The sequence below is a fragment of the Enterococcus sp. DIV0187 genome, assembly GCF_051713785.1.
Lineage (GTDB): Bacteria > Bacillota > Bacilli > Lactobacillales > Enterococcaceae > Enterococcus_A > Enterococcus_A avium.
In genome coordinates this window covers 3,275,065-3,295,000 of the sequence record NZ_JBIOQO010000001.1, presented here as the reverse complement: position 1 = coordinate 3,295,000, position 19,936 = coordinate 3,275,065, and the positions used below count along the sequence as shown (strand labels likewise).

The 19,936-nt window shown below is 40.8% G+C and carries 12 protein-coding genes, 2 rRNA genes and 1 pseudogene (1 of these 15 cut by a window edge); 1 reads left to right on the top strand and 14 read right to left on the bottom strand.

The window, feature by feature from the left end; genetic code table 11:
• Together IGI52_RS16075 and IGI52_RS16070 are read right to left on the bottom strand one after the other, a co-directional pair.
• Positions 1-833 (bottom strand): 23S ribosomal RNA (locus tag IGI52_RS16075) (it extends 2,079 nt beyond the left edge of the window).
• A 239-nt stretch (positions 834-1,072) separates the two neighbouring features.
• A 16S ribosomal RNA gene (locus IGI52_RS16070) occupies positions 1,073-2,631 on the bottom strand.
• The 16S and 23S rRNA genes sit together here, the layout of an rRNA operon.
• A 730-nt stretch (positions 2,632-3,361) precedes the next feature.
• On the opposite strand from IGI52_RS16070, the gene IGI52_RS16065 reads away from it, so the two are divergent.
• Positions 3,362-4,702, top strand: a complete 1,341-nt coding sequence (locus IGI52_RS16065) for an ISL3 family transposase (protein WP_102866109.1) — start codon at positions 3,362-3,364, stop codon at positions 4,700-4,702.
• Between the two features lie 66 nt (positions 4,703-4,768).
• On the opposite strand, the gene lysS is transcribed toward IGI52_RS16065, so the two are convergent.
• The 12 genes and pseudogenes from lysS to mfd form a co-directional block, all read right to left on the bottom strand.
• Positions 4,769-6,232, bottom strand: coding sequence for a lysine--tRNA ligase (lysS, locus tag IGI52_RS16060; RefSeq protein WP_102866125.1), 1,464 nt, complete (start codon positions 6,230-6,232; stop codon positions 4,769-4,771).
• 120 nt (positions 6,233-6,352) lie between these two features.
• Positions 6,353-7,351 carry a tRNA dihydrouridine synthase DusB gene (gene dusB, locus IGI52_RS16055; RefSeq protein ID WP_102866124.1) on the bottom strand — a complete coding sequence of 333 codons (999 nt, stop codon included), beginning with the start codon at positions 7,349-7,351 and terminating at the stop codon, positions 6,353-6,355.
• 11 nt (positions 7,352-7,362) lie between these two features.
• Complete coding sequence (gene hslO / locus IGI52_RS16050) at positions 7,363-8,247, bottom strand: Hsp33 family molecular chaperone HslO (protein WP_049219841.1); 885 nt, start codon at positions 8,245-8,247, stop codon at positions 7,363-7,365.
• A 263-nt stretch (positions 8,248-8,510) separates the two neighbouring features.
• Positions 8,511-9,057, bottom strand: a pseudogene (locus IGI52_RS16045) (GNAT family N-acetyltransferase).
• A 121-nt stretch (positions 9,058-9,178) separates the two neighbouring features.
• Positions 9,179-11,248 (bottom strand): ATP-dependent zinc metalloprotease FtsH, encoded by a 2,070-nt coding sequence (gene ftsH / locus IGI52_RS16040; protein WP_049219842.1) that lies wholly within the window; start codon positions 11,246-11,248, stop codon positions 9,179-9,181.
• 96 nt (positions 11,249-11,344) lie between these two features.
• The gene (hpt, locus tag IGI52_RS16035) at positions 11,345-11,890 is read right to left on the bottom strand and encodes a hypoxanthine phosphoribosyltransferase (RefSeq protein ID WP_016181557.1); all 546 of its coding nucleotides are present in this window, start codon (positions 11,888-11,890) and stop codon (positions 11,345-11,347) included.
• Between the two features lie 13 nt (positions 11,891-11,903).
• On the bottom strand, positions 11,904-13,238 hold the full coding sequence (gene tilS, locus IGI52_RS16030; protein ID WP_049219843.1) for a tRNA lysidine(34) synthetase TilS: 1,335 nt from the start codon (positions 13,236-13,238) through the stop codon (positions 11,904-11,906).
• Positions 13,239-13,506: 268 nt separating this feature from the next.
• A complete protein-coding gene (locus tag IGI52_RS16025) occupies positions 13,507-13,950 on the bottom strand; it encodes a S1 domain-containing RNA-binding protein (protein WP_016181559.1) in 444 nt (147 codons plus the stop codon).
• A 54-nt stretch (positions 13,951-14,004) separates the two neighbouring features.
• On the bottom strand, positions 14,005-14,439 hold the full coding sequence (locus tag IGI52_RS16020; RefSeq protein WP_016181560.1) for an FtsB family cell division protein: 435 nt from the start codon (positions 14,437-14,439) through the stop codon (positions 14,005-14,007).
• A 73-nt stretch (positions 14,440-14,512) separates the two neighbouring features.
• Positions 14,513-14,782 (bottom strand): RNA-binding S4 domain-containing protein, encoded by a 270-nt coding sequence (locus IGI52_RS16015; protein ID WP_016181561.1) that lies wholly within the window; start codon positions 14,780-14,782, stop codon positions 14,513-14,515.
• 3 nt (positions 14,783-14,785) lie between these two features.
• The gene (locus IGI52_RS16010) at positions 14,786-16,348 is read right to left on the bottom strand and encodes a putative polysaccharide biosynthesis protein (RefSeq protein WP_438782254.1); all 1,563 of its coding nucleotides are present in this window, start codon (positions 16,346-16,348) and stop codon (positions 14,786-14,788) included.
• A gap of 39 nt (positions 16,349-16,387) precedes the next feature.
• The gene (gene mfd / locus IGI52_RS16005; protein ID WP_438781730.1) at positions 16,388-19,900 is read right to left on the bottom strand and encodes a transcription-repair coupling factor; all 3,513 of its coding nucleotides are present in this window, start codon (positions 19,898-19,900) and stop codon (positions 16,388-16,390) included.
• Between the last annotated feature and the right edge of the window lie 36 nt (positions 19,901-19,936).

Below are 19,936 nucleotides of genomic sequence, written 5' to 3'. Positions count from 1 at the left end.
TTCGTTTGGAATTTCTCCGCTACCCACACCTCATCCCCGCACTTTTCAACGTACGTGGGTTCGGTCCTCCAGTGCGTTTTACCGCACCTTCAACCTGGACATGGGTAGATCACATGGTTTCGGGTCTACGACCACTTACTCATTCGCCCTATTCAGACTCGCTTTCGCTGCGGCTCCGTCTTTTCAACTTAACCTCGCAAGTAATCGTAACTCGCCGGTTCATTCTACAAAAGGCACGCTATCACCCATTAACGGGCTCTAACTTGTTGTAGGCACACGGTTTCAGGATCTATTTCACTCCCCTTCCGGGGTGCTTTTCACCTTTCCCTCACGGTACTGGTTCACTATCGGTCACTAGGGAGTATTTAGCCTTGGGAGATGGTCCTCCCGGATTCCGACGGAATTCCTCGTGTTCCGCCGTACTCAGGATCCTCCTAGGTGCCAGTCAAATTTTGTCTACGGGGCTTTTACCCTTTCTAGCAGACCTTTCCAGGTCCTTCGACTATCTCACTGGACTACCATATCGGAGTCCTACAACCCCAAGAGGCAAGCCTCTTGGTTTGGGCTTTTCCCGTTTCGCTCGCCGCTACTCAGGGAATCGATTTTTCTTTCTCTTCCTGCAGGTACTTAGATGTTTCAGTTCTCTGCGTCTACCTCTAATCAGCTATGTATTCACTGAAAAGTAACATCCTATAAAAGATGTTGGGTTTCCCCATTCGGAAATCTCCGGATCAAAGCTTACTTACAGCTCCCCGAAGCATATCGGTGTTAGTCCCGTCCTTCATCGGCTCCTAGTGCCAAGGCATCCACCGTGCGCCCTTATTCACTTAACCTTATCTTGACTTTCGTCAAGGGTCTTACTAATTCCCATGAGCGATCATGTTCTTTAGTAATAAATAAGCAATTGAACTTATTAAAAAACTCATTCAACGCGGTGTTCTCGGTTTGTTTAAAATTGTTTCTGTATCCAGTTTTCAATGAACGATTTGAGAGTAGACCTCTCAAAACTGAACGAATAAAACATTCCTGTGTAGTTTCCGTAACGTTCATCTTCGATGAACTATTTCCTTAGAAAGGAGGTGATCCAGCCGCACCTTCCGATACGGCTACCTTGTTACGACTTCACCCCAATCATCTATCCCACCTTAGGCGGCTGGCTCCAAAAGGTTACCTCACCGACTTCGGGTGTTACAAACTCTCGTGGTGTGACGGGCGGTGTGTACAAGGCCCGGGAACGTATTCACCGCGGCGTGCTGATCCGCGATTACTAGCGATTCCGGCTTCATGTAGGCGAGTTGCAGCCTACAATCCGAACTGAGAGAAGCTTTAAGAGATTAGCTTAGCCTCGCGACTTCGCGACTCGTTGTACTTCCCATTGTAGCACGTGTGTAGCCCAGGTCATAAGGGGCATGATGATTTGACGTCATCCCCACCTTCCTCCGGTTTGTCACCGGCAGTCTCGCTAGAGTGCCCAACTAAATGATGGCAACTAACAATAAGGGTTGCGCTCGTTGCGGGACTTAACCCAACATCTCACGACACGAGCTGACGACAACCATGCACCACCTGTCACTTTGCCCCCGAAGGGGAAGCTCTATCTCTAGAGTGGTCAAAGGATGTCAAGACCTGGTAAGGTTCTTCGCGTTGCTTCGAATTAAACCACATGCTCCACCGCTTGTGCGGGCCCCCGTCAATTCCTTTGAGTTTCAACCTTGCGGTCGTACTCCCCAGGCGGAGTGCTTAATGCGTTAGCTGCAGCACTGAAGGGCGGAAACCCTCCAACACTTAGCACTCATCGTTTACGGCGTGGACTACCAGGGTATCTAATCCTGTTTGCTCCCCACGCTTTCGAGCCTCAGCGTCAGTTACAGACCAGAGAGCCGCCTTCGCCACTGGTGTTCCTCCATATATCTACGCATTTCACCGCTACACATGGAATTCCACTCTCCTCTTCTGCACTCAAGTTTCCCAGTTTCCAATGACCCTCCCCGGTTGAGCCGGGGGCTTTCACATCAGACTTAAGAAACCGCCTGCGCTCGCTTTACGCCCAATAAATCCGGACAACGCTTGCCACCTACGTATTACCGCGGCTGCTGGCACGTAGTTAGCCGTGGCTTTCTGGTTAGATACCGTCAAGGGATGAACATTCTACTCTCATCCTTGTTCTTCTCTAACAACAGAGTTTTACGATCCGAAAACCTTCTTCACTCACGCGGCGTTGCTCGGTCAGACTTGCGTCCATTGCCGAAGATTCCCTACTGCTGCCTCCCGTAGGAGTTTGGGCCGTGTCTCAGTCCCAATGTGGCCGATCACCCTCTCAGGTCGGCTATGCATCGTTGCCTTGGTGAGCCGTTACCTCACCAACTAGCTAATGCACCGCGGGTCCATCCATCAGTGACGCAAAAGCGCCTTTCAAACCGAAACCATGCGGTTTCGATTGTTATACGGTATTAGCACCTGTTTCCAAGTGTTATCCCCTTCTGATGGGCAGGTTACCCACGTGTTACTCACCCGTTCGCCACTCCTTTTCTTTCGATGGAGCAAGCTCCGGTGAAAGAAAAAGCGTTCGACTTGCATGTATTAGGCACGCCGCCAGCGTTCGTCCTGAGCCAGGATCAAACTCTCATAAAAAGTGTTTGAAACAGTCTTGCGACTGTTAAGCTCAATTGTAATAATTGACTTGCTAGCATATTGCTTGCTATGTTGTTTGCTTCTATATAATAGAAGCGCCCTACACATTTGGTTTGTTTTATTCGTTCAGTTTTCAAAGGTCTACATTGTTCGTCGCTTTGTTTCAGCAACTTTTAAATCATAACAGATTGCCGTTTTGATGTCAATAACTTTTTTGAAGTTTTTTTCGAAGAAGTTGTTGCCATCGCTTTATGCGACTTTGATAGAATAACTGAAAGTCAGTCATCTGTCAATAACAATTTTCAAGTTTTTTTGAGCGGTATACGCTCGCTTTGGAACATAAAATAATATACCAACATAATCCTCTTCGGTCAATCAAAAATACTGATTTTTTTCAACTTTTTTTCATTCCTGACCATTGTTACTCATTGCTAGTGTAAATGTTCGCAAATAACATGAAAACTAATTGAAAATTCCCTTTTCACAAAAAGATAGGCCGCATTTTAGAATTGAAGAGTTACATCATTTTCTAATAATTCTTTTTAAGATTATAAAAAGACGCTCAGCATAACTGAACGTCTTTGAAAATTTATTTTTAGGCTCTATAATATCTAGTGTTGGTGACGCCTTCTGTTGCCAATACTTTTTCTTTTTTCTAATAAACGCAAACAGACACCTTGAAATCCTTTAGAATAAAGTCGACGAAAACCATTCAAAGGAGTGTTTCAAGATGTCCTATTCAGAGTTTACCAAAGAGTTACTAGATATTCTAGACCTAAATCTTACCTTCCATGAAGATGCCTTTCGCAAAGAGCGAATCAATGACGAAACATGTTTTGTTTTTGATGGCACATTGACCTATCAACCAGAGGAATGCTTTCATTGCCACTATGAAAATGAGCAAACGATCATTAAATGGGGCTGGAAAAAAGTATCCATCTTATTGAATGATGTCAGTAACTACAAGACCATTCTGCGGATTAACAAACAGCGCTTCAAATGTAAACACTGTGGAAAGACTTTTTTAGCAGAAGATTCCGTTAGTGATCGTCACTGCTCCATTGCTCGCAGAGTCAAACAAGCCATTCTTGAGCTATTAAGCGAACCTCTTTCTATGTCTTTGATCGCACGTATGAAGCACATTTCTCCGACCACTGTCATTCGAATACTTCGCAGCCTTCGGCCTAAAACCGTTTCTTTGAACCAGCCGTTACCAGAAGTGGTGTGTTTCGATGAATTCAAATCGGTGAAAAACGTCTCGGGAGCCATGAGCTTTGTCATGATGGACGGCAAGACCCATCAACTGATTGATATTGTGGAAAATCGGCAACTCAATCCTTTACGCGACTATTTCTTGCGCTACCCTAGAAAAGTCCGTGAACAAGTACGTCTAGTGGTTTCAGATTTCTATACACCCTATCGCACATTGGTGAAAGAGTGTTTTCCGAATGCCCGAATTGTCGCCGATCGCTTTCATATTAGCCAACACATCGGTCGGGCCTTTACCAACCACCGAATTCAAGTAATGAAGACCTTTAAAAAAGGGGATCGTCGGTCGAAGCACTTAAAGAAATACTGGAGACTACTTCAAAAGAATGCGTGGGAATTGAAGGGTCAGCATCGCTACTGGCGTCCGTCATTTCGAGATCATCTGACAGAAGCAGAGATAGTCGATCGGCTATTATCTTATGATGATTCCTTAAAGCGAGGCTACGAAGTCTACCAGGATTTTCTTTCCACTATCAGAAGACAAGATGTTCCTGAATTCGTCGCGCTCCTAAAAGAAGACTACAAGAAGTTGCCAGAGCACTACCAACCAGTGTTCACGACCTTCAAAAAATATCGAACAGAAATCAAACGAGCGTTGCGCGTTCCCTATTCCAACGGCCCTATAGAATGTTTGAATAACCATATCAAAGTACTAAAACGAATTGCCTATGGCTTTAGAAACTTTCAAAACTACCGAGAACGAATCTTTTTACATCGAGGAAAATATTTTAAGAAAACTAAGAACACTACCCAACTGACTAAAGCCAGAACAACAACACGGATAGACAAGATAGCTGTCTAGCCGTGTGAGTATCTCGATTATTCTATTGAATTTCTTCACCAACACTTATTGACGAAGAGCCTATTTTTAACGCATAGTCGGGAACAATAAAACATCACGAATTGACTGAACATCTGTCAACAACATGACCAGTCGATCAATCCCGATTCCCAACCCACCAGTAGGCGGCATACCATATTCTAACGCTTCTAAGAAATCTTCATCCACACCATGTGCTTCATCGTTTCCTTGCTCACGTTCTTTCTCTTGTGATTCAAAACGTTCTCGTTGATCAATTGGATCATTTAATTCGGTAAAGGCGTTAGCGAACTCACGCCCTACTATAAATAGTTCGAAACGATCAGTAAAACGTCCATCTTCCGTATTTTTCTTGGCAAGTGGAGATACTTCTACTGGATGACCATAAACAAAAGTTGGTTGTTGTAGTGTTTCTTCAACAAATGTTTCAAAAAACTCATTGATAATATGTCCAACTTCCATATTATCATTGATTTCAACATTGTGCTCTTTTGCTAATGAACGAGCTTCTTCAACTGTCATTTCAGGCCAGAAATCGACCCCAGTTTGTTCTTTGATAGCATCAACCATATGAATACGTTTAAAGTCAGAGCCTAGATCAATACTTTGCTCATCATAAGAAAGTGTTGTTGTCCCCAGAACATTTTTTGCAACATCACGGATAATTCCTTCTGTTAGATTCATCACGTCTAAATAATCATGATACGCAGTATAAACTTCCATCATCGTAAATTCTGGATTATGGGTAGTATCAATTCCTTCATTACGGAAGACACGGCCGATTTCATAGACTTTTTCCATTCCACCAACAATTAGACGTTTTAAATGCAACTCAAGGGCAATACGCAGGTATAAATCCATATCTAAAGCATTGTGATGTGTGATAAATGGACGAGCAGTCGCTCCGCCAGCTTCATTATGCAAAACTGGTGTTTCTACTTCAATATACCCTAAACCATCTAGATAACGACGGATTTGACTAATGATTTGACTGCGTTTAGTGAAACGATCAAAGCTTTCACGATTACTGATCAAGTCTAAGTAACGTTGACGATAACGTTGTTCAACGTTTGTTAACCCATGATATTTTTCTGGTAACGGACGCAATGCTTTTGATAGTAAAGTAATTTCTTTCGCTTTGATTGATACTTCTCCTGTATCAGTCTTCATGATTTCACCGGTTACACCAAAGAAATCACCTAAATCACCCTTTTTAAAGATCGCATAAGGCTCTTCTCCAACTTCGTCTTTACGAACATAAATTTGAATTTGACCTTCGCGGTCTTGCAAATGAGCAAATCCAACTTTACCTTTCCCCCGTTTGGTCATCATTCGACCAGCAACGCTTGCCGTTAATTGCTTTTCTAATAGCTCTTCTTTAGTATTTTCATCGTAAGTTTCATGCAACTCTTTTGAATTTGTCGTGCGTTCGAAGCGTGCGCCAAATGGGTCAATACCTTCTTCACGAAGATTTTCCATTTTTTCGCGGCGAACACGCATCTGATCGTTCATTTCTGTCAAATTTGTTTGTTCCTCAGTCACGAATGTTCCTCCTCAGTATGTAATTACTCTTACTTATAATGCCAATGAATAGGCAAAAAATCAAGCCGAATTCCTCATTCGGCTTGAAGTTTAGCTAATTTTTGCTTTTGTTTCAGTCTTTTCAACAAGTCGATCAAGTAAATCGAAGATGACTTGTTTGTCTTCTGTTTGATTAATCGCTACTTTTGTTTTGGTTGATCGTGAAATCCCTTTCAGATAGTAACTAGCATGTTGGCGAAATTCGCGACAAGCGATTTTTTCACCTTTTAAATTTATCAATCGTTCTAAATGAAGCTTGGCTGTTTCAATTTTTTCTCGAGCACTTGGTTCGGTGATCAATTCTCCCGTTTCTAAATAATGCTGCGTTTGATGAATCCTCCAGGGGTTTCCTAATGCCGCACGGCCAATCATCACTGCATCAACACCGACTTCCTCAATCATTCGTTTTGCATCCTCTGGGGTACGAACATCGCCATTTCCCATAAAGGGGATGGTTAGTTGATCAGCGACTTGCTTCAATACCTCCCAATCCGCTTGGCCTTCGTACATTTGAACCCGTGTTCTACCATGCATTGCAAGCGCTGACGCTCCGGCACTTTGTGCGGCCAATGCATTTTCAACGGCAAATATATGCTGTTTGTCCCAACCAATGCGCATTTTGACTGTTACAGGGATATCCACAGCGGAGGAAACAGCCTCTACCATTTCATAGACCTTATTAGGATCCAACAGCCATTTAGCTCCCGCTTCTGCTTTGATGACTTTATTCACTGGACAGCCCATATTAATATCGATGATGTCTGCTTCCGTATTCTCTTGGACAAATCGTGCAGCCTCTACTAGTGTCTCCTTACTGCCTCCGAAGATCTGTACACTTAGTGGATGCTCACCCTCATCAACATAAAGCATCTCTAAGGTTTTTTTATTTCTAAAATGAATTCCTTGATCACTGATCATTTCACAAACAACTAATCCAGCACCAAATTCCTTCACCGTTACCCGAAAAGCCGCATTTGTTATTCCAGCCATAGGAGCCACAACAACCCGATTTGGAATTTCCACATTGCCGATTTTCCATGTACCGTTCAATGGTTTCACTGCTATTCCCCCAAAATTTCGTGTTTCAATTCATAAAGGTCTGCTTCGCTATATTCATATTTGTTGTTACAAAAAGCACAGACCGCTTCTGCACCATGATCTTGATCAATCAATTCTTGAATTTGCTCCGCTCCTAGTGTAATAATCGCTGATGCAAATTTTTCTTTTGAACAATCACATTTAAATTGAACAGACATGGTTTCTAAAAATTCTACATCATCTGTTGCTAATAACTTCTGCAGAATTTCTTCTGGCGTCTGACCTTCATCTAACAAGGTCGAAATACGGGCTGTTTCTTTAAGTCGCGCCTCAATTTGATCAATAATCTCATCACTGGCTCCCGGCATAATTTGGATCATGAAACCGCCAGCCGTTTTGATAGAATCATCCGTATCAACTAGAACAGAAACACCAACCGCTGATGGAATTTGTTCTGATACAGCTAAATAATAGGTAAAATCTTCCCCAATCTCGCCAGAAACAATCGGTGTCTGACCAGAAAATGGTTCTTTCAATCCCAAATCTTTAATGACCGTAAACATACCTTCTGTTCCAACTGCTCCACGCACATCGATCTTACCGACTTCATTCAAAGGTAAGCTGATATGTGGATTTTTGATATAGCCTTTTACCTCGCCTTTTCCATTACTATCTACAACGATAGCTCCTGCCGGTCCATTGCCTTCTATTTTTACAGTCATTTTATCTTCGCCTTTTAACGTTGCGCCTAGCATTAAAGCCCCAATCATCGTACGTCCTAGGGCTGCAGAAGACGTATTCCATGTATCATGACGACGCTGCGCCTCAGCGATGGTTTCTGTCGCATTAACAGCGTACGCTCTTACAAATCCTTCATAGGCTAATGCTTTCACTAAATAGTCACTCAATCTATTTGCTCCTTAATATTTTATATTATTCCTTGTTTTTACTCGTGATTGCATCATACTAGGTGTTCAAGCTTTTTTCAACTTCTTCGTACGACGTCATATGGAAAGTTTAACAATATTTTTCAATCAAAGCGTTAGCTAAATGTAGTTTTGAGCAACAGATATTTTTACACAGATCCTCTAATAATTTGCAAGTCTATAACTAGCCTCTCATTTTCGTAGCCTTGTGTTCTATATTCAAACCTATTCAATAGGTCGCACCTTTAACAACTCACATCATTCTTAATCGTTCTACCAAGTTCTTTCACCATAATTAAATCCGTTTGCTTATCTATTTCAATATAAAAATTATGTGTCCCGTTTTTTCTAAAACCAAACATTTGATAAAAAAGCAACGCATTCTCATTCTCTTCCCATACACCTAGCCAGATAAGTTTACGTCTCTCCTTAGTAGCAAGTTCAATAGCAAACTCTAATAATTGTCGGCCTAAACCCTGACGCTTGTATTCTTTACGGATATAAATCCGTTCGATCTCTAGTCCATTCCGATCTATCTTCTCAGTTTGCGCTGAATCGATATTCAATTTTAAATATCCAGCAAGTAGATTATCTAAATAGATAAAAAAGAAACGTGAATTTGAATTCATCATTTCCTTTTTTTAATTTTTCTAAATGATACGCTTCAATCAAATACTCCTCAAGATTATCTGAATCATTTTGCTCAGCAAAAGTGTCACTGAACGTTTCTATACTGATTTTTTGCAATTCGAGCAAATCTTTAATTTTGCATATACGAATAGATCCTTCCATCTTTATCATCCGCCTATATTAACAATCTGCTTTATTCGATATTTCTCTTTAAATTTCCTATACGATTCTGACAAATAGAAAACAAACGGCATATCCTAAGGACATGCCGTTTCGCTTTATTTTACTCTTGATTATCGTTTGTATCTTCTGGTTCGATTTTATCATCTGAATCTTTACGTTCATTTGCTTTATCTTCAGCCTGTTTTTCAGCATCTTTTTCTTCCAAAGCACGTTTTGCTTCTTCAAATGTTTGAGCTTGAGTTTTTTCACTTGGATAAAGACTATCAGAACCTGCAGGCATTTCGCCTGTTTCAAACAATGATTTGATTGCTTTGGCATCCAGTGTTTCGAATTCCAATAATTTTTCCGCAATCAATTTATGCTGTTCACGATGTGTCTCAATGATTTCGCGAGCTTTATCATGTGCCGCCATCAAGATATTTCGAACTTCTTCATCAATCTCAAAAGCAACTTGTTCAGAATAAGCTTTTGTTTGACCATAGTCACGACCAACAAAGACTTGATGATTTCCTTCGTATTGAACCGGTCCAAGCTTCTCGCTCATTCCGTATTCAGTTACCATGCTTCGAGCTAATCCAGTAGCTTGTTCGAAGTCATTTGATGCTCCAGTTGTTTGAGCATTAAAGACGATTTCTTCTGCTGTACGACCACCTAGTAACCCAACGATTTGCTCAAACATATCGTCTTTCGACATCAACATTTGATCTTCTTTTGGTAAGGCAATCATATATCCGCCAGCACGTCCACGAGGAATAATCGTTACTTTATGCACCACACGAGCACGGTTTAAGACCATACCAATAATCGTATGACCGGCTTCATGGTAGGCAACCATCTCGCGTTCACGTTTACTGATGACGCGGTCTTTCTTAGCAGGTCCTGCGATAACGCGATCTTCTGCTTCATCCACGTCTGAAGCGTCAATTTTTTTCTTATTACGACGAGCAGCAACTAAAGCAGCTTCATTCAAGACATTTTCTAAATCCGCACCGGCAAAGCCTGGCGTTTGTTGCGCAACAACTTTCAAATCAACATCGTCTGCCAAAGGTTTGTTACGAGCGTGCACTCTAAGAATCGCTTCACGACCTTTAACATCTGGGCGACCAACTAAGATTTGACGGTCAAAACGGCCTGGACGTAATAACGCTGGGTCCAACACATCAGAACGGTTGGTTGCAGCAATGACGATCACACCTTCATTTCCATCGAATCCATCCATTTCAACAAGTAACTGGTTCAGCGTTTGTTCACGTTCATCGTGACCGCCGCCCATGCCTGCACCACGTTGACGACCAACAGCATCAATTTCATCGATGAAGATAATCGCTGGCGCATTTTTCTTAGCTGTTTCGAATAGGTCACGAACACGAGAAGCTCCGACCCCAACAAACATTTCCACGAAATCTGACCCTGAAATTGAATAGAACGGCACACCTGCTTCACCAGCTACGGCTTTAGCAAGCAATGTTTTACCAGTCCCGGGAGGTCCTTCAAGTAGTACACCAGCCGGAATACGGGCACCTAATTCGACGAAACGACGTGGATCTTTTAAGAATTCCACAACTTCGACTAATTCTTGTTTTTCTTCTTCAGCGCCGGCTACGTCAGAGAAACGTACACGATTAGCTTTTTTATCAGCTTCTTTAGCTTTTGATTTACCAAAGTTCATGACACGGCCATTGCCGCCGCCACCGCCGCCTTGTTGTCCTAGCATCATGTAGAAGAAGAATATCATAATCAAGATAGGCAAGAAGCTTACTAATAAAGTAACCCACATACCGCTGCTTGATTCTTCCTCAATCGTTATTTTAACTTTATTTTCTTTTGCTAGGTCATTGACCTGGCTCAGAGTTGAATCATTTGGCAAAACAATGGTTGAGAAATGTGTCGTTTTTGACTCTGTTCCTCCCCCAATAATGCTCAAGCCGCCGGAATTAGCAACTTCCTGTTTTGCCTTATACTCACCAGTGATTTTATAGACACCACCAGCAGGCTGGATCTTGATGTTCTTGATTTTGCCATCTTGAATCTGTTCCGTAAAGGTTGAATACTCGATATCTGGCGAAGCTGATTTGTTATCTCCAAAAAGGAAATAAACAACCATGACCATAGCCAAGATGACGAGAATATAATAGAGAGCATTTTTTACTCCCTTATTGTTTTTGTTCATCTGCGTCCTCCTCGCACTTGTTAGCTTATTAGCTTGTTAAAAAAGTTTTATCAATTTTGACCTTTTAAGTATATCATACTGTGATTTTTTCGGTCACTAATTTGATTGATAAATTTCCGGCTTCAATACACCTACATATGGCAGGTTCCGATATGCTTCAGCATAGTCTAAACCATAGCCAACGACGAATTCATTAGGCACATCAAAACCAACATAATCAGCATGGATATCCACCACGCGTCCTTCTGGTTTATCCAACAATGTGACGATTTTCACTGATTTAGCTTTCCGATATTTAAATAGATCAACTAAATAGCCAAGTGTTCGACCACTATCAATAATATCTTCTACAATTAATAAATCGCGACCTTCCACATTGGTATCTAAGTCCTTGATGATTTTTACCTCGCCCGAAGAAACTGTCTGATTCCCGTAACTTGAAACATCCATAAAATCCAATTCTAAATGAGCATCAATTTCACGAACGATGTCAGCCATAAAAGGTATGGCTCCTTTTAAAATACCAACTACCAATGGATTTTTATCGGTATAATCTGCTGTTAATTGTACGCCTAATTCGACACAGCGTTTTTGAATATCTTCTCTAGTAATCAATACTTTTTCAATATCTTTTGCTAGCATGTAGAAACTCCTTTCATTTCGCTACTTGAAGCGTATAGTCAAGTATGTAGTGTATTCTATCAGTTTCAGTTGCAATACTCAAATAGGAATTGACAAAAGGCAAAAGCGCTACAATTTCTCCAGCAGAATCTTCCACCACCCATGCTTGATCACGGATATCCATCGGAGTTTTTTTATCAATAAAATAACGGCTAATGCGTTTTGTTAATGTTTCAGTCAAACGGATTCGATCACCATCTTGGCGACGACGGATCGTTAGAGGGAGTTTAACTGTGAGTGGTAACGGAACTTGGTATACACCTTTATCCGCGACTGTATCACTTCTTCTTAATGCAATCGTTTCATTGTCGGATAAGAAAAAGCGTTCGTTTTCTCCCAAAAAATATTTTTCCTGATGGACAATTATCTTCTTTTCCAAATAGAAATGTTGGTATCTACGTGAAAATTGCCAGCCCTCCCCTAAATCTAAGACCCATTGACTGACAGGACGCTGGATTTGGTCTAGCAGTAAAAACAATTGTCGCTGTGAGACGACTAGATTCGTTTGTAGAGCCTTCTGCTGAAAAAATATCGACAGAAAATAATAACGAGCACCCGTATCCGTGGGAAGCGTATCAGCTGAAAAAAACCACCGCTGTCCATCGTATTCGATATTTCTTAAATTTTCTTTTAGCGCCTCTGTAATTAACTGATCTGCCCAGAGCAATTGCTGATGAAACTGTTGAGCATTCGCTAATATTTGCGGATTTTCTTTTTTTAACTCTGGTACGATATTTTGACGGATTCGATTTCGAAAGTAGTCTTGTGAAATATTCGTAGCATCTTCAAAATAAGTCAAATTCTTCTCTTCAGCATATTCATAAAGCGTCTCTTTCGAGAAGGACAACAGTGGACGCAGCAATATTCCATTACCGAATGTTTGCTGGCGCACGATTCCGCTATGACCTGTAAACGAGCCGCCACGCGTCAAACGCATTAAAAGTGTCTCTAGCTGATCGTCTCCATGATGAGCAGTAAGAACTAGATCATAGTTTTCCTGCTCCATAATTTCCTTAAAAAAAGCATAACGGAGATTACGGGCAGCAGCCTCAACATTTTTCTTAGCAGGTTTTTTCCAAATTTTTAAATAAAAAGGTATGTCTTGTTTTCGGCAATAATCATGTAAAAAATCCGCTTCAACCTTCGATTCAGTGCGCAATTGATGATCCACGTGAGCTACACCGATAGTCAGTCCTTGCCGCTCCAATAGATGCAAAAGAACCATTGAGTCAACGCCTGTAGAAACTGCTAGTAGTATCTTTTTATCAGCAGTTAATTCAGGATTTTTACGAAAAAAGTCTTGTTTCATGTCAAACTCCTTGATTTATAAGAATACTCAATCTCTATCATATATTCTCTAATCATACTTTCCAATTATTAATTCATTATGAACTTCACTTGTATTGATTTTATCGCCAAGTAATCAATAGAATCTCTTTTCCTTTAAAAAAAGGAGCTGTGACAAAAGTCTTGTCACAGCTCCTTTTTCCGAACACACGTTGTTCCAGAAGTAGCTTCTTAGGAAATATACCGAAATTTCTTAGAGCTGAGCACTTCTGTCACAACCTTCCTTTATTTTAACTACGGCGGCCTCCGCGACCACCGCGTTTTCCTTCAGTATTACGTTTGATCGATGACAAGCGATCATCGCTATCCTTTAAAAAGGAACTCATCAATGAATCGAAGTCCTGTTTGCCGCTATTTTGTGGTTTGCCTTTAGGCGCAGGTTTTGAGCGATTATTATCACGAAACTCACGTTTAAAAGGTTTCTTTTCTGGCTGTGGCTGATCTTGGGCTTTGCGAATCGAAAGACCAACTTTACCGTCGTCTCCGACTGAAGTCACTTTCACTGTTACTTCATCGCCGACAGTTAATACATCATGAATGTCTTTTACGAAACCATTAGATATTTCACTGATATGGACTAAGCCCGTTTTGCCCTCTCCCAAGTCAATAAAGGCACCAAAATTGGTGATCCCTGATACTTTTCCTTGCAGCTTAGCTCCTACTTCGATTGACATAAAAAAATTGTTCCTCCTAATTTTTTTCCAATTTATTTAAAACTGCAACGAAATTTATTTAGCAGTTTCGGATTTAACAACTTCATCAGCAGTTTGTTTATCTTTATTAGATGTATTTGCTGAATCTGGTAAAACAAAAATTAATTCACCATCTTTTGAATAATAGAAACGACTACGGGCTAGCTTAGCCACATAGTTATCATCTTTCAAGAGCTTTACGTCTTGCCGCAAGTCAGCGACTCGGTCATCCACTTTGGCAGACTCAGCAACAGTTTTGACTTTAATCTCATTTAGTTCACTTAAATGACGTTGCTCATTAAAGATTTGAACTCCCATGACAATAGCGACAAAGGCAGCAATAGCTATTAAAGCTGCTAAACGACGACGTTTAAAAATCAATTGACGATGTTGCTTTTGAAATTTAAGATATTGCTCTTTTGCATATGGCGTATCTAACGAAGCAATTTTTTGCGTCTCGTTTTCATTCATTACTGCTCGCTCCTTACATGAAATTCTTTACTATTATATCAACTCAAGTTATAATTGTCTATTTGAATTACCCCTAATTTCCGTTATTTTCTACACGTGTCTCACTAATGATACGGTACATTTTAGCTGCGTCATCTTTTTTTGTTGATTCATGCAGTTCTTCTACAGCGACCTCTAGAATTTTATTCCCAAATTGTATACGCAGTTCATCACCAACTTTTACATCTGTTGAAGATTTTGCTAATTTTCCATTTACTTGGATTCGTCCTTTATCAGCAACTTCTTTCGCCACTGTACGGCGTTTGATGATTCTTGAAATTTTTAAAAATTTATCTAATCGCATAAATTATCTCCTTTTCCAATTTATTCTCAATAATTTACTTCCAAATGGCAACATCAGCCATTCTCGAATGGTTAATAAACGTAAGTGGATAGCAAGGATTAGAAAAGCGCTCCCTCCTATCAGTACACCACAAACAGCAGCCACTAATGCCAAACTCCTTTTATAGACCATTCCAAAAATAATGTTGATACCGCCATAATAACATAAGAGCACTACTACCATGCCAGTTAAACAAATAAAAAGTTTTCGCATAAAATGACGCTGAGTACCATAATTCCGTATTTCATGATCACAGGCTAAATGCAAGATAAGTAAAGCTACCGCTAATCCTAATAATGTCGACAGGCTGGCTCCAACTGTACCAAATTGTTTTGTCAGCCCTCCCGTGGTTACCATTTTTATTAACAGTCCAGCTCCTGCCGCCTGTAGTGAACTACGATATTCGTTTTGACTTTGTGCAATACTTTGATAAGCCTGTACCATTGCCATCAAAAAAATCGCAAAAACAAACAGGACTAGAGGACTATTCCCTTGATAATCTTTGAATAGCGCATAATTCACATAGGGAAGCAGCATAGCTAACCCGATCGAGGCTGCTGCACCAATCGCACAAGTCAAACGCAAAAAAATCTGACTCGTTTTCACAAACATTCCACGATCCCGACTGATCAAATACCGTGTAAGTAATGGTAAAAAACTAGAACTCAAGGCTAAGGCTATCACTAAACCTAATTGAACCAACGGCTGACCCCGATCATAAATTCCTTTTGCTAACTTTGCACCATGTTCGCTTAGTCCAAAATCAACTAAGGCTTTTTTTACGGTAAAGGAGTCGATCAATTGAAATAAAATCAATAGACCGCTGTAGATCGTCATCAAGCCTCCCTCAAGTACTAATCGTTTTCCTAGCGCTATCATCTTTGTGCCAAAAACCGGTACTCTTCGTAAAAGACTCGTTCCTAAAACCTTTCTTCGGTAATACCACAAAACTAGAACTGCCGCAATTCCGCCAACCAAAGCACCAGACATCGCTACTTTTCCCGTGTAGTAAACATCCCAGCCAAATTGCTTAAATGACCAAGCAGCAACTACGATCACACAAACACGGATCAATTGCTCCAACACTTGTGATACAGCTGTCGGCACCATTAATAATTTTCCCTGAAATTCTCCTCGAGTAATCGAGAGGAAAGGCATAATAATAAAAGTAAAGGACACCACTTGAATCAAGGGCGCTAAATTTCTGTCTCCCATCCAATTTGCTAATGGTTGAGACGAGAAAAAAAACAACGCCCACAAGATTAAACCAAAAGCACTGATCAAAGGAAACAGCTCTTCCAGTGCTCGACGCTGTTCTCTAGGTTCTTTTTGCTCTGCTACATATTTTGAAATAAACTGTGGCAAACCTGACAACGCCAAAGTCATGGCAATACCATAAATTGGATAAACCTGCTGATACACATAAAAGCCTTCATCACCCGCAAAGTTTTGATAGGGTACACGATAAATAGCGCTCAATAATTTTGCTACAAAAGATGCGGCAGTTAAGACAAAGGCCCCCTGCATCATCACTCGCATTTCTTTATTCGCCAGTGCCTCCACCACCTATTCTTTGTATTTTTGTTCTCGTAATGCACGAACAAATTTGCTGATCTCTCTTAGCCAAATCGCTTCGTCCATCGTTTTTTCAACTACTAGTTTTATGACCATATGATCCTTTTCAACGCCTAAAGTTGCTTTCATCTTCGTAGCGCTCAATGCTTCGAATAGCTGTTCAACTTTATATGCTTTCGTCCCAACCTTGCTTAAAGTAAAGATAATCTGCTCCTGACGTTTTTGGATACTTTCAACTAGCGCACGATCACCGTCCATCTTGATTTGTCCGATGTTTAACAAGTTCGCTACTTCATCTGGATAATCTCCGAAACGGTCCACTAAATCAGCTTCTACCTCGTCTAGCATCTCTATACTTTCTAACTCACGAATCCGTTTATAAATTTCAATTTTTTGTCGTTCATCTTCGATATAAGTTCCCGGAATATAGGCATCAATCCCTAAGTTGATTTCGACGGAAGTACGTTCAACCTGGGTATTTTTCCCTTGCTTACGGTCGACTGCTTCAGACAACATTTGTGAATACATATCAAATCCGACCGCATCAATGAAGCCATGCTGCTGCGCTCCTAAAAGATTTCCGGCGCCACGAATTGATAAATCGCGCATCGCAATTTTAAAACCCGAACCTAATTCAGTGAAGTCTTTAATTGCTTGGAGCCGTTTTTCACTGACTTCATTCAAGATTTTTTGTGGCTCATACATAAAGTAGGCATAGGCAATACGGTTGCTTCGGCCAACCCTTCCACGTAATTGATATAATGTTGACAGCCCCATATAATCGGCATTCTCAACAAACAATGTGTTAACATTTGGAATGTCGACACCTGTCTCAATAATCGTTGTAGTAACTAATATGTCGTATTGTCCATCAATGAAATCCATCAATGTATTCTCCAATTGAACTTCTGTCATTTGCCCATGAGCAAATCCTATTTTTGCGTCAGGAACTAACATTTGCAGTTCTTCCACTTTCCGTTCAATTGTCTCTACTCGATTATAGAGATAAAACGCTTGTCCACCACGTGCCATTTCACGTTCGATTGCTTCGCGGATTGCGCCAGGATTCGTCTCCATTACATATGTTTGGATCGGATAACGATTTTCTGGCGGCGTTTCGATTACGGACAGATCACGCACACCCAACATCGACATATGCAATGTTCGAGGAATCGGTGTCGCCGTCAACGTTAACACATCAACTTGTGATCGCAGCTGTTTCAACCGTTCTTTGTGTTTTACCCCAAAACGCTGTTCTTCGTCAATAATCAACAAGCCTAAATCAGCAAACTGCAAATCCTGTGATAAAAGCCGATGAGTTCCCACCACGATATCGATTTGTCCTGTACGGATTTGTTCGATTGTTTCATTCTGTTGTTTTTTTGTACGGAAGCGACTCAGCATCGCTACATTAACGGGAAAATTCTCGAACCGTTCCGTCATTGTATCAAAATGCTGCTGAGCCAGAATCGTCGTTGGTACAAGAAACGCAACTTGTTTGTTTTCCTTGATTGCTTTAAAGGCTGCGCGTAATGCTACTTCGGTCTTACCGAAACCGACATCCCCAACTAATAAGCGATCCATTGGGCGAGCTTTTTCCATGTCGTGTTTGATCTCAGCAGTGCTACGCAGCTGGTCATCTGTTTCACTATATGGAAAGGCGTCTTCAAACTCTTTTTGATATTCATCATCAGGACCAAAGGCATAGCCACGTTCTGCTTCACGTTTGGCGTAAAGCTCAATCAAATCATCTGCGATATCTTCGATTTTTTTCGATACTTTACTCTTAGTTTTCGACCATTCACTACCGCCTAATTTATTAATCTTCGGCGGTTTCGCCTCAGAAGAGACATATTTTTGAATTAGGTTCAATTGGGTCACTGGAATGAATAGTTTATCATCTTTTTGGTATACAATTGACATGTAGTCTTGATGGACCCCATCGATCTCAATCGTTTCCATCCCAATGTATTTACCGATACCGTGATTGGCATGAACAACATAGTCTCCGGCTTTTAATTCATTATAACTCTTTAGGCGTTCTGCATTGGAGATTGTCTGTCTTCGAGCCCGCTTTTTTGTGACTTTTTGAAAGATTTCACGTTCTGTTACTACAACTAATTTGTCCTGCGGTAATTCAAATCCATTCGTCAAGCTACCTGTAACAATCTGGGTCTGACCAATCAATAATTGATCAGGAGTCGTTTGAACTGCTTTGATTTCCACATCATGAAACTCCTGAGTTAGCTTTTCTTGCCGTTCTTGGTCAGATACAAGGAATAATACCGTTTGTTCTTGCTTTTGCCAACGGTCAACTTCTGTTTTTAATAAAGGCATTTGTCCAAAAAATTGCTGCATTGATCGGTATTGGAAATTATGGATCGCTTCAAAGCGTAAATTCCCCATCCCTTTTTGAAATAACGAAAAGAAGCTAGTCACTAACTTACTCTTTTTGATTAGGTCATGAGCATTCATACCAAAAGTTTGATCAGAAAAAACACGCAATTCTTCAATTTTTTGCGTATGCCATTCGGCCTCTTCCCGCTCCATTTCGCGTTGTGCTTCCATCATACGTGGATAATCGTCGACAAACAACTGTGCATCTTTGGCAAAATGATCCAGTAGTGAAATTTTTTCCTCGTATAATAAATCTGTGTAATACTTAGCTTGCTCTGTCGGAATACCGTCTTCCCAAGAAGCAATTAATTGTCCAAAATAGTCATTTAAGAAATTGTAATCTTCTTTATCTTTAGTGACGGCCAAACGATTTTGCAAGAGCTGGTTTACTTTTAAAGCCCCTTGTGCCAAATCGTGTGCAGAAAAAACTAGATCAGTCGTTGGTGTAATCCATACCTCATTTAGATTCTCTACCGAACGTTGAGTCTCTGGTTCAAAATAACGTAATGAATCAATTTCAACATCGAATAGCTCTACCCGAACAGGATATTCTGTCGTTAAGGGATAAATATCAATAATACTTCCTCGCATGCTGAATTCACCAGGTTTACCAACCATTGTTTGACGTTCATATCCCATCAATACTAAACGCTGCGCTAAGTTCTCTAAATCAACCTCACTGCCAATTTCCCAGTGTAATTGGTTTTCTCTCCATGTCTCGATTGAAGGTAGATATTTACGTAGAGCAGCAGCAGGCACAACGTATATTCCATTTTCTCCTTGTGATAGAGCCTGTAAAGTAGAAACACGTTCAGCGCGTGCTTCTGGTGACGCAAAGGCCATCTCAGCTGAAAGCACCTCATCCACTGGGAATAAATGAACATCCTCGACAATCTGCCGTAGCTCATCAGCAAGTTGATTACTGTAATAGAGATTCGGAACTACTACTACTGTTTGTTTTTCTTCCGCCTGATGTGTAGCAGCCATTACCAAAGCTTTCGCCGAACCTGAAAGTCCAATCAGCAATTGCCGCTTTGCTTTTTTTTCTAAATTAGACTGCCATTCTTTTACTAGTGGCAACTGATTAATAATTTCAATCAAATTCATTTTCTTACTCCTTATCTACTTCTAATCTTCAAAATT

Excerpts from the sequence above, each read along its gene's own strand:
- IGI52_RS16020 (WP_016181560.1), bottom strand. The coding sequence starts at position 14,439 with ATGAATGAAAACGAGACGCAAAAAATTGCTTCGTTAGATACGCCATAT.
- ftsH (WP_049219842.1), bottom strand. The coding sequence starts at position 11,248 with ATGAACAAAAACAATAAGGGAGTAAAAAATGCTCTCTATTATATTCTC.
- mfd (WP_438781730.1), bottom strand. The coding sequence starts at position 19,900 with ATGAATTTGATTGAAATTATTAATCAGTTGCCACTAGTAAAAGAATGG.
- IGI52_RS16015 (WP_016181561.1), bottom strand. The coding sequence starts at position 14,782 with ATGCGATTAGATAAATTTTTAAAAATTTCAAGAATCATCAAACGCCGT.
- lysS (WP_102866125.1), bottom strand. The coding sequence starts at position 6,232 with ATGAACGATCAGATGCGTGTTCGCCGCGAAAAAATGGAAAATCTTCGT.
- IGI52_RS16065 (WP_102866109.1), top strand. The coding sequence starts at position 3,362 with ATGTCCTATTCAGAGTTTACCAAAGAGTTACTAGATATTCTAGACCTA.
- IGI52_RS16025 (WP_016181559.1), bottom strand. The coding sequence starts at position 13,950 with ATGTCAATCGAAGTAGGAGCTAAGCTGCAAGGAAAAGTATCAGGGATC.
- hpt (WP_016181557.1), bottom strand. The coding sequence starts at position 11,890 with ATGCTAGCAAAAGATATTGAAAAAGTATTGATTACTAGAGAAGATATT.
- IGI52_RS16010 (WP_438782254.1), bottom strand. The coding sequence starts at position 16,348 with ATGCAGGGGGCCTTTGTCTTAACTGCCGCATCTTTTGTAGCAAAATTA.
- tilS (WP_049219843.1), bottom strand. The coding sequence starts at position 13,238 with ATGAAACAAGACTTTTTTCGTAAAAATCCTGAATTAACTGCTGATAAA.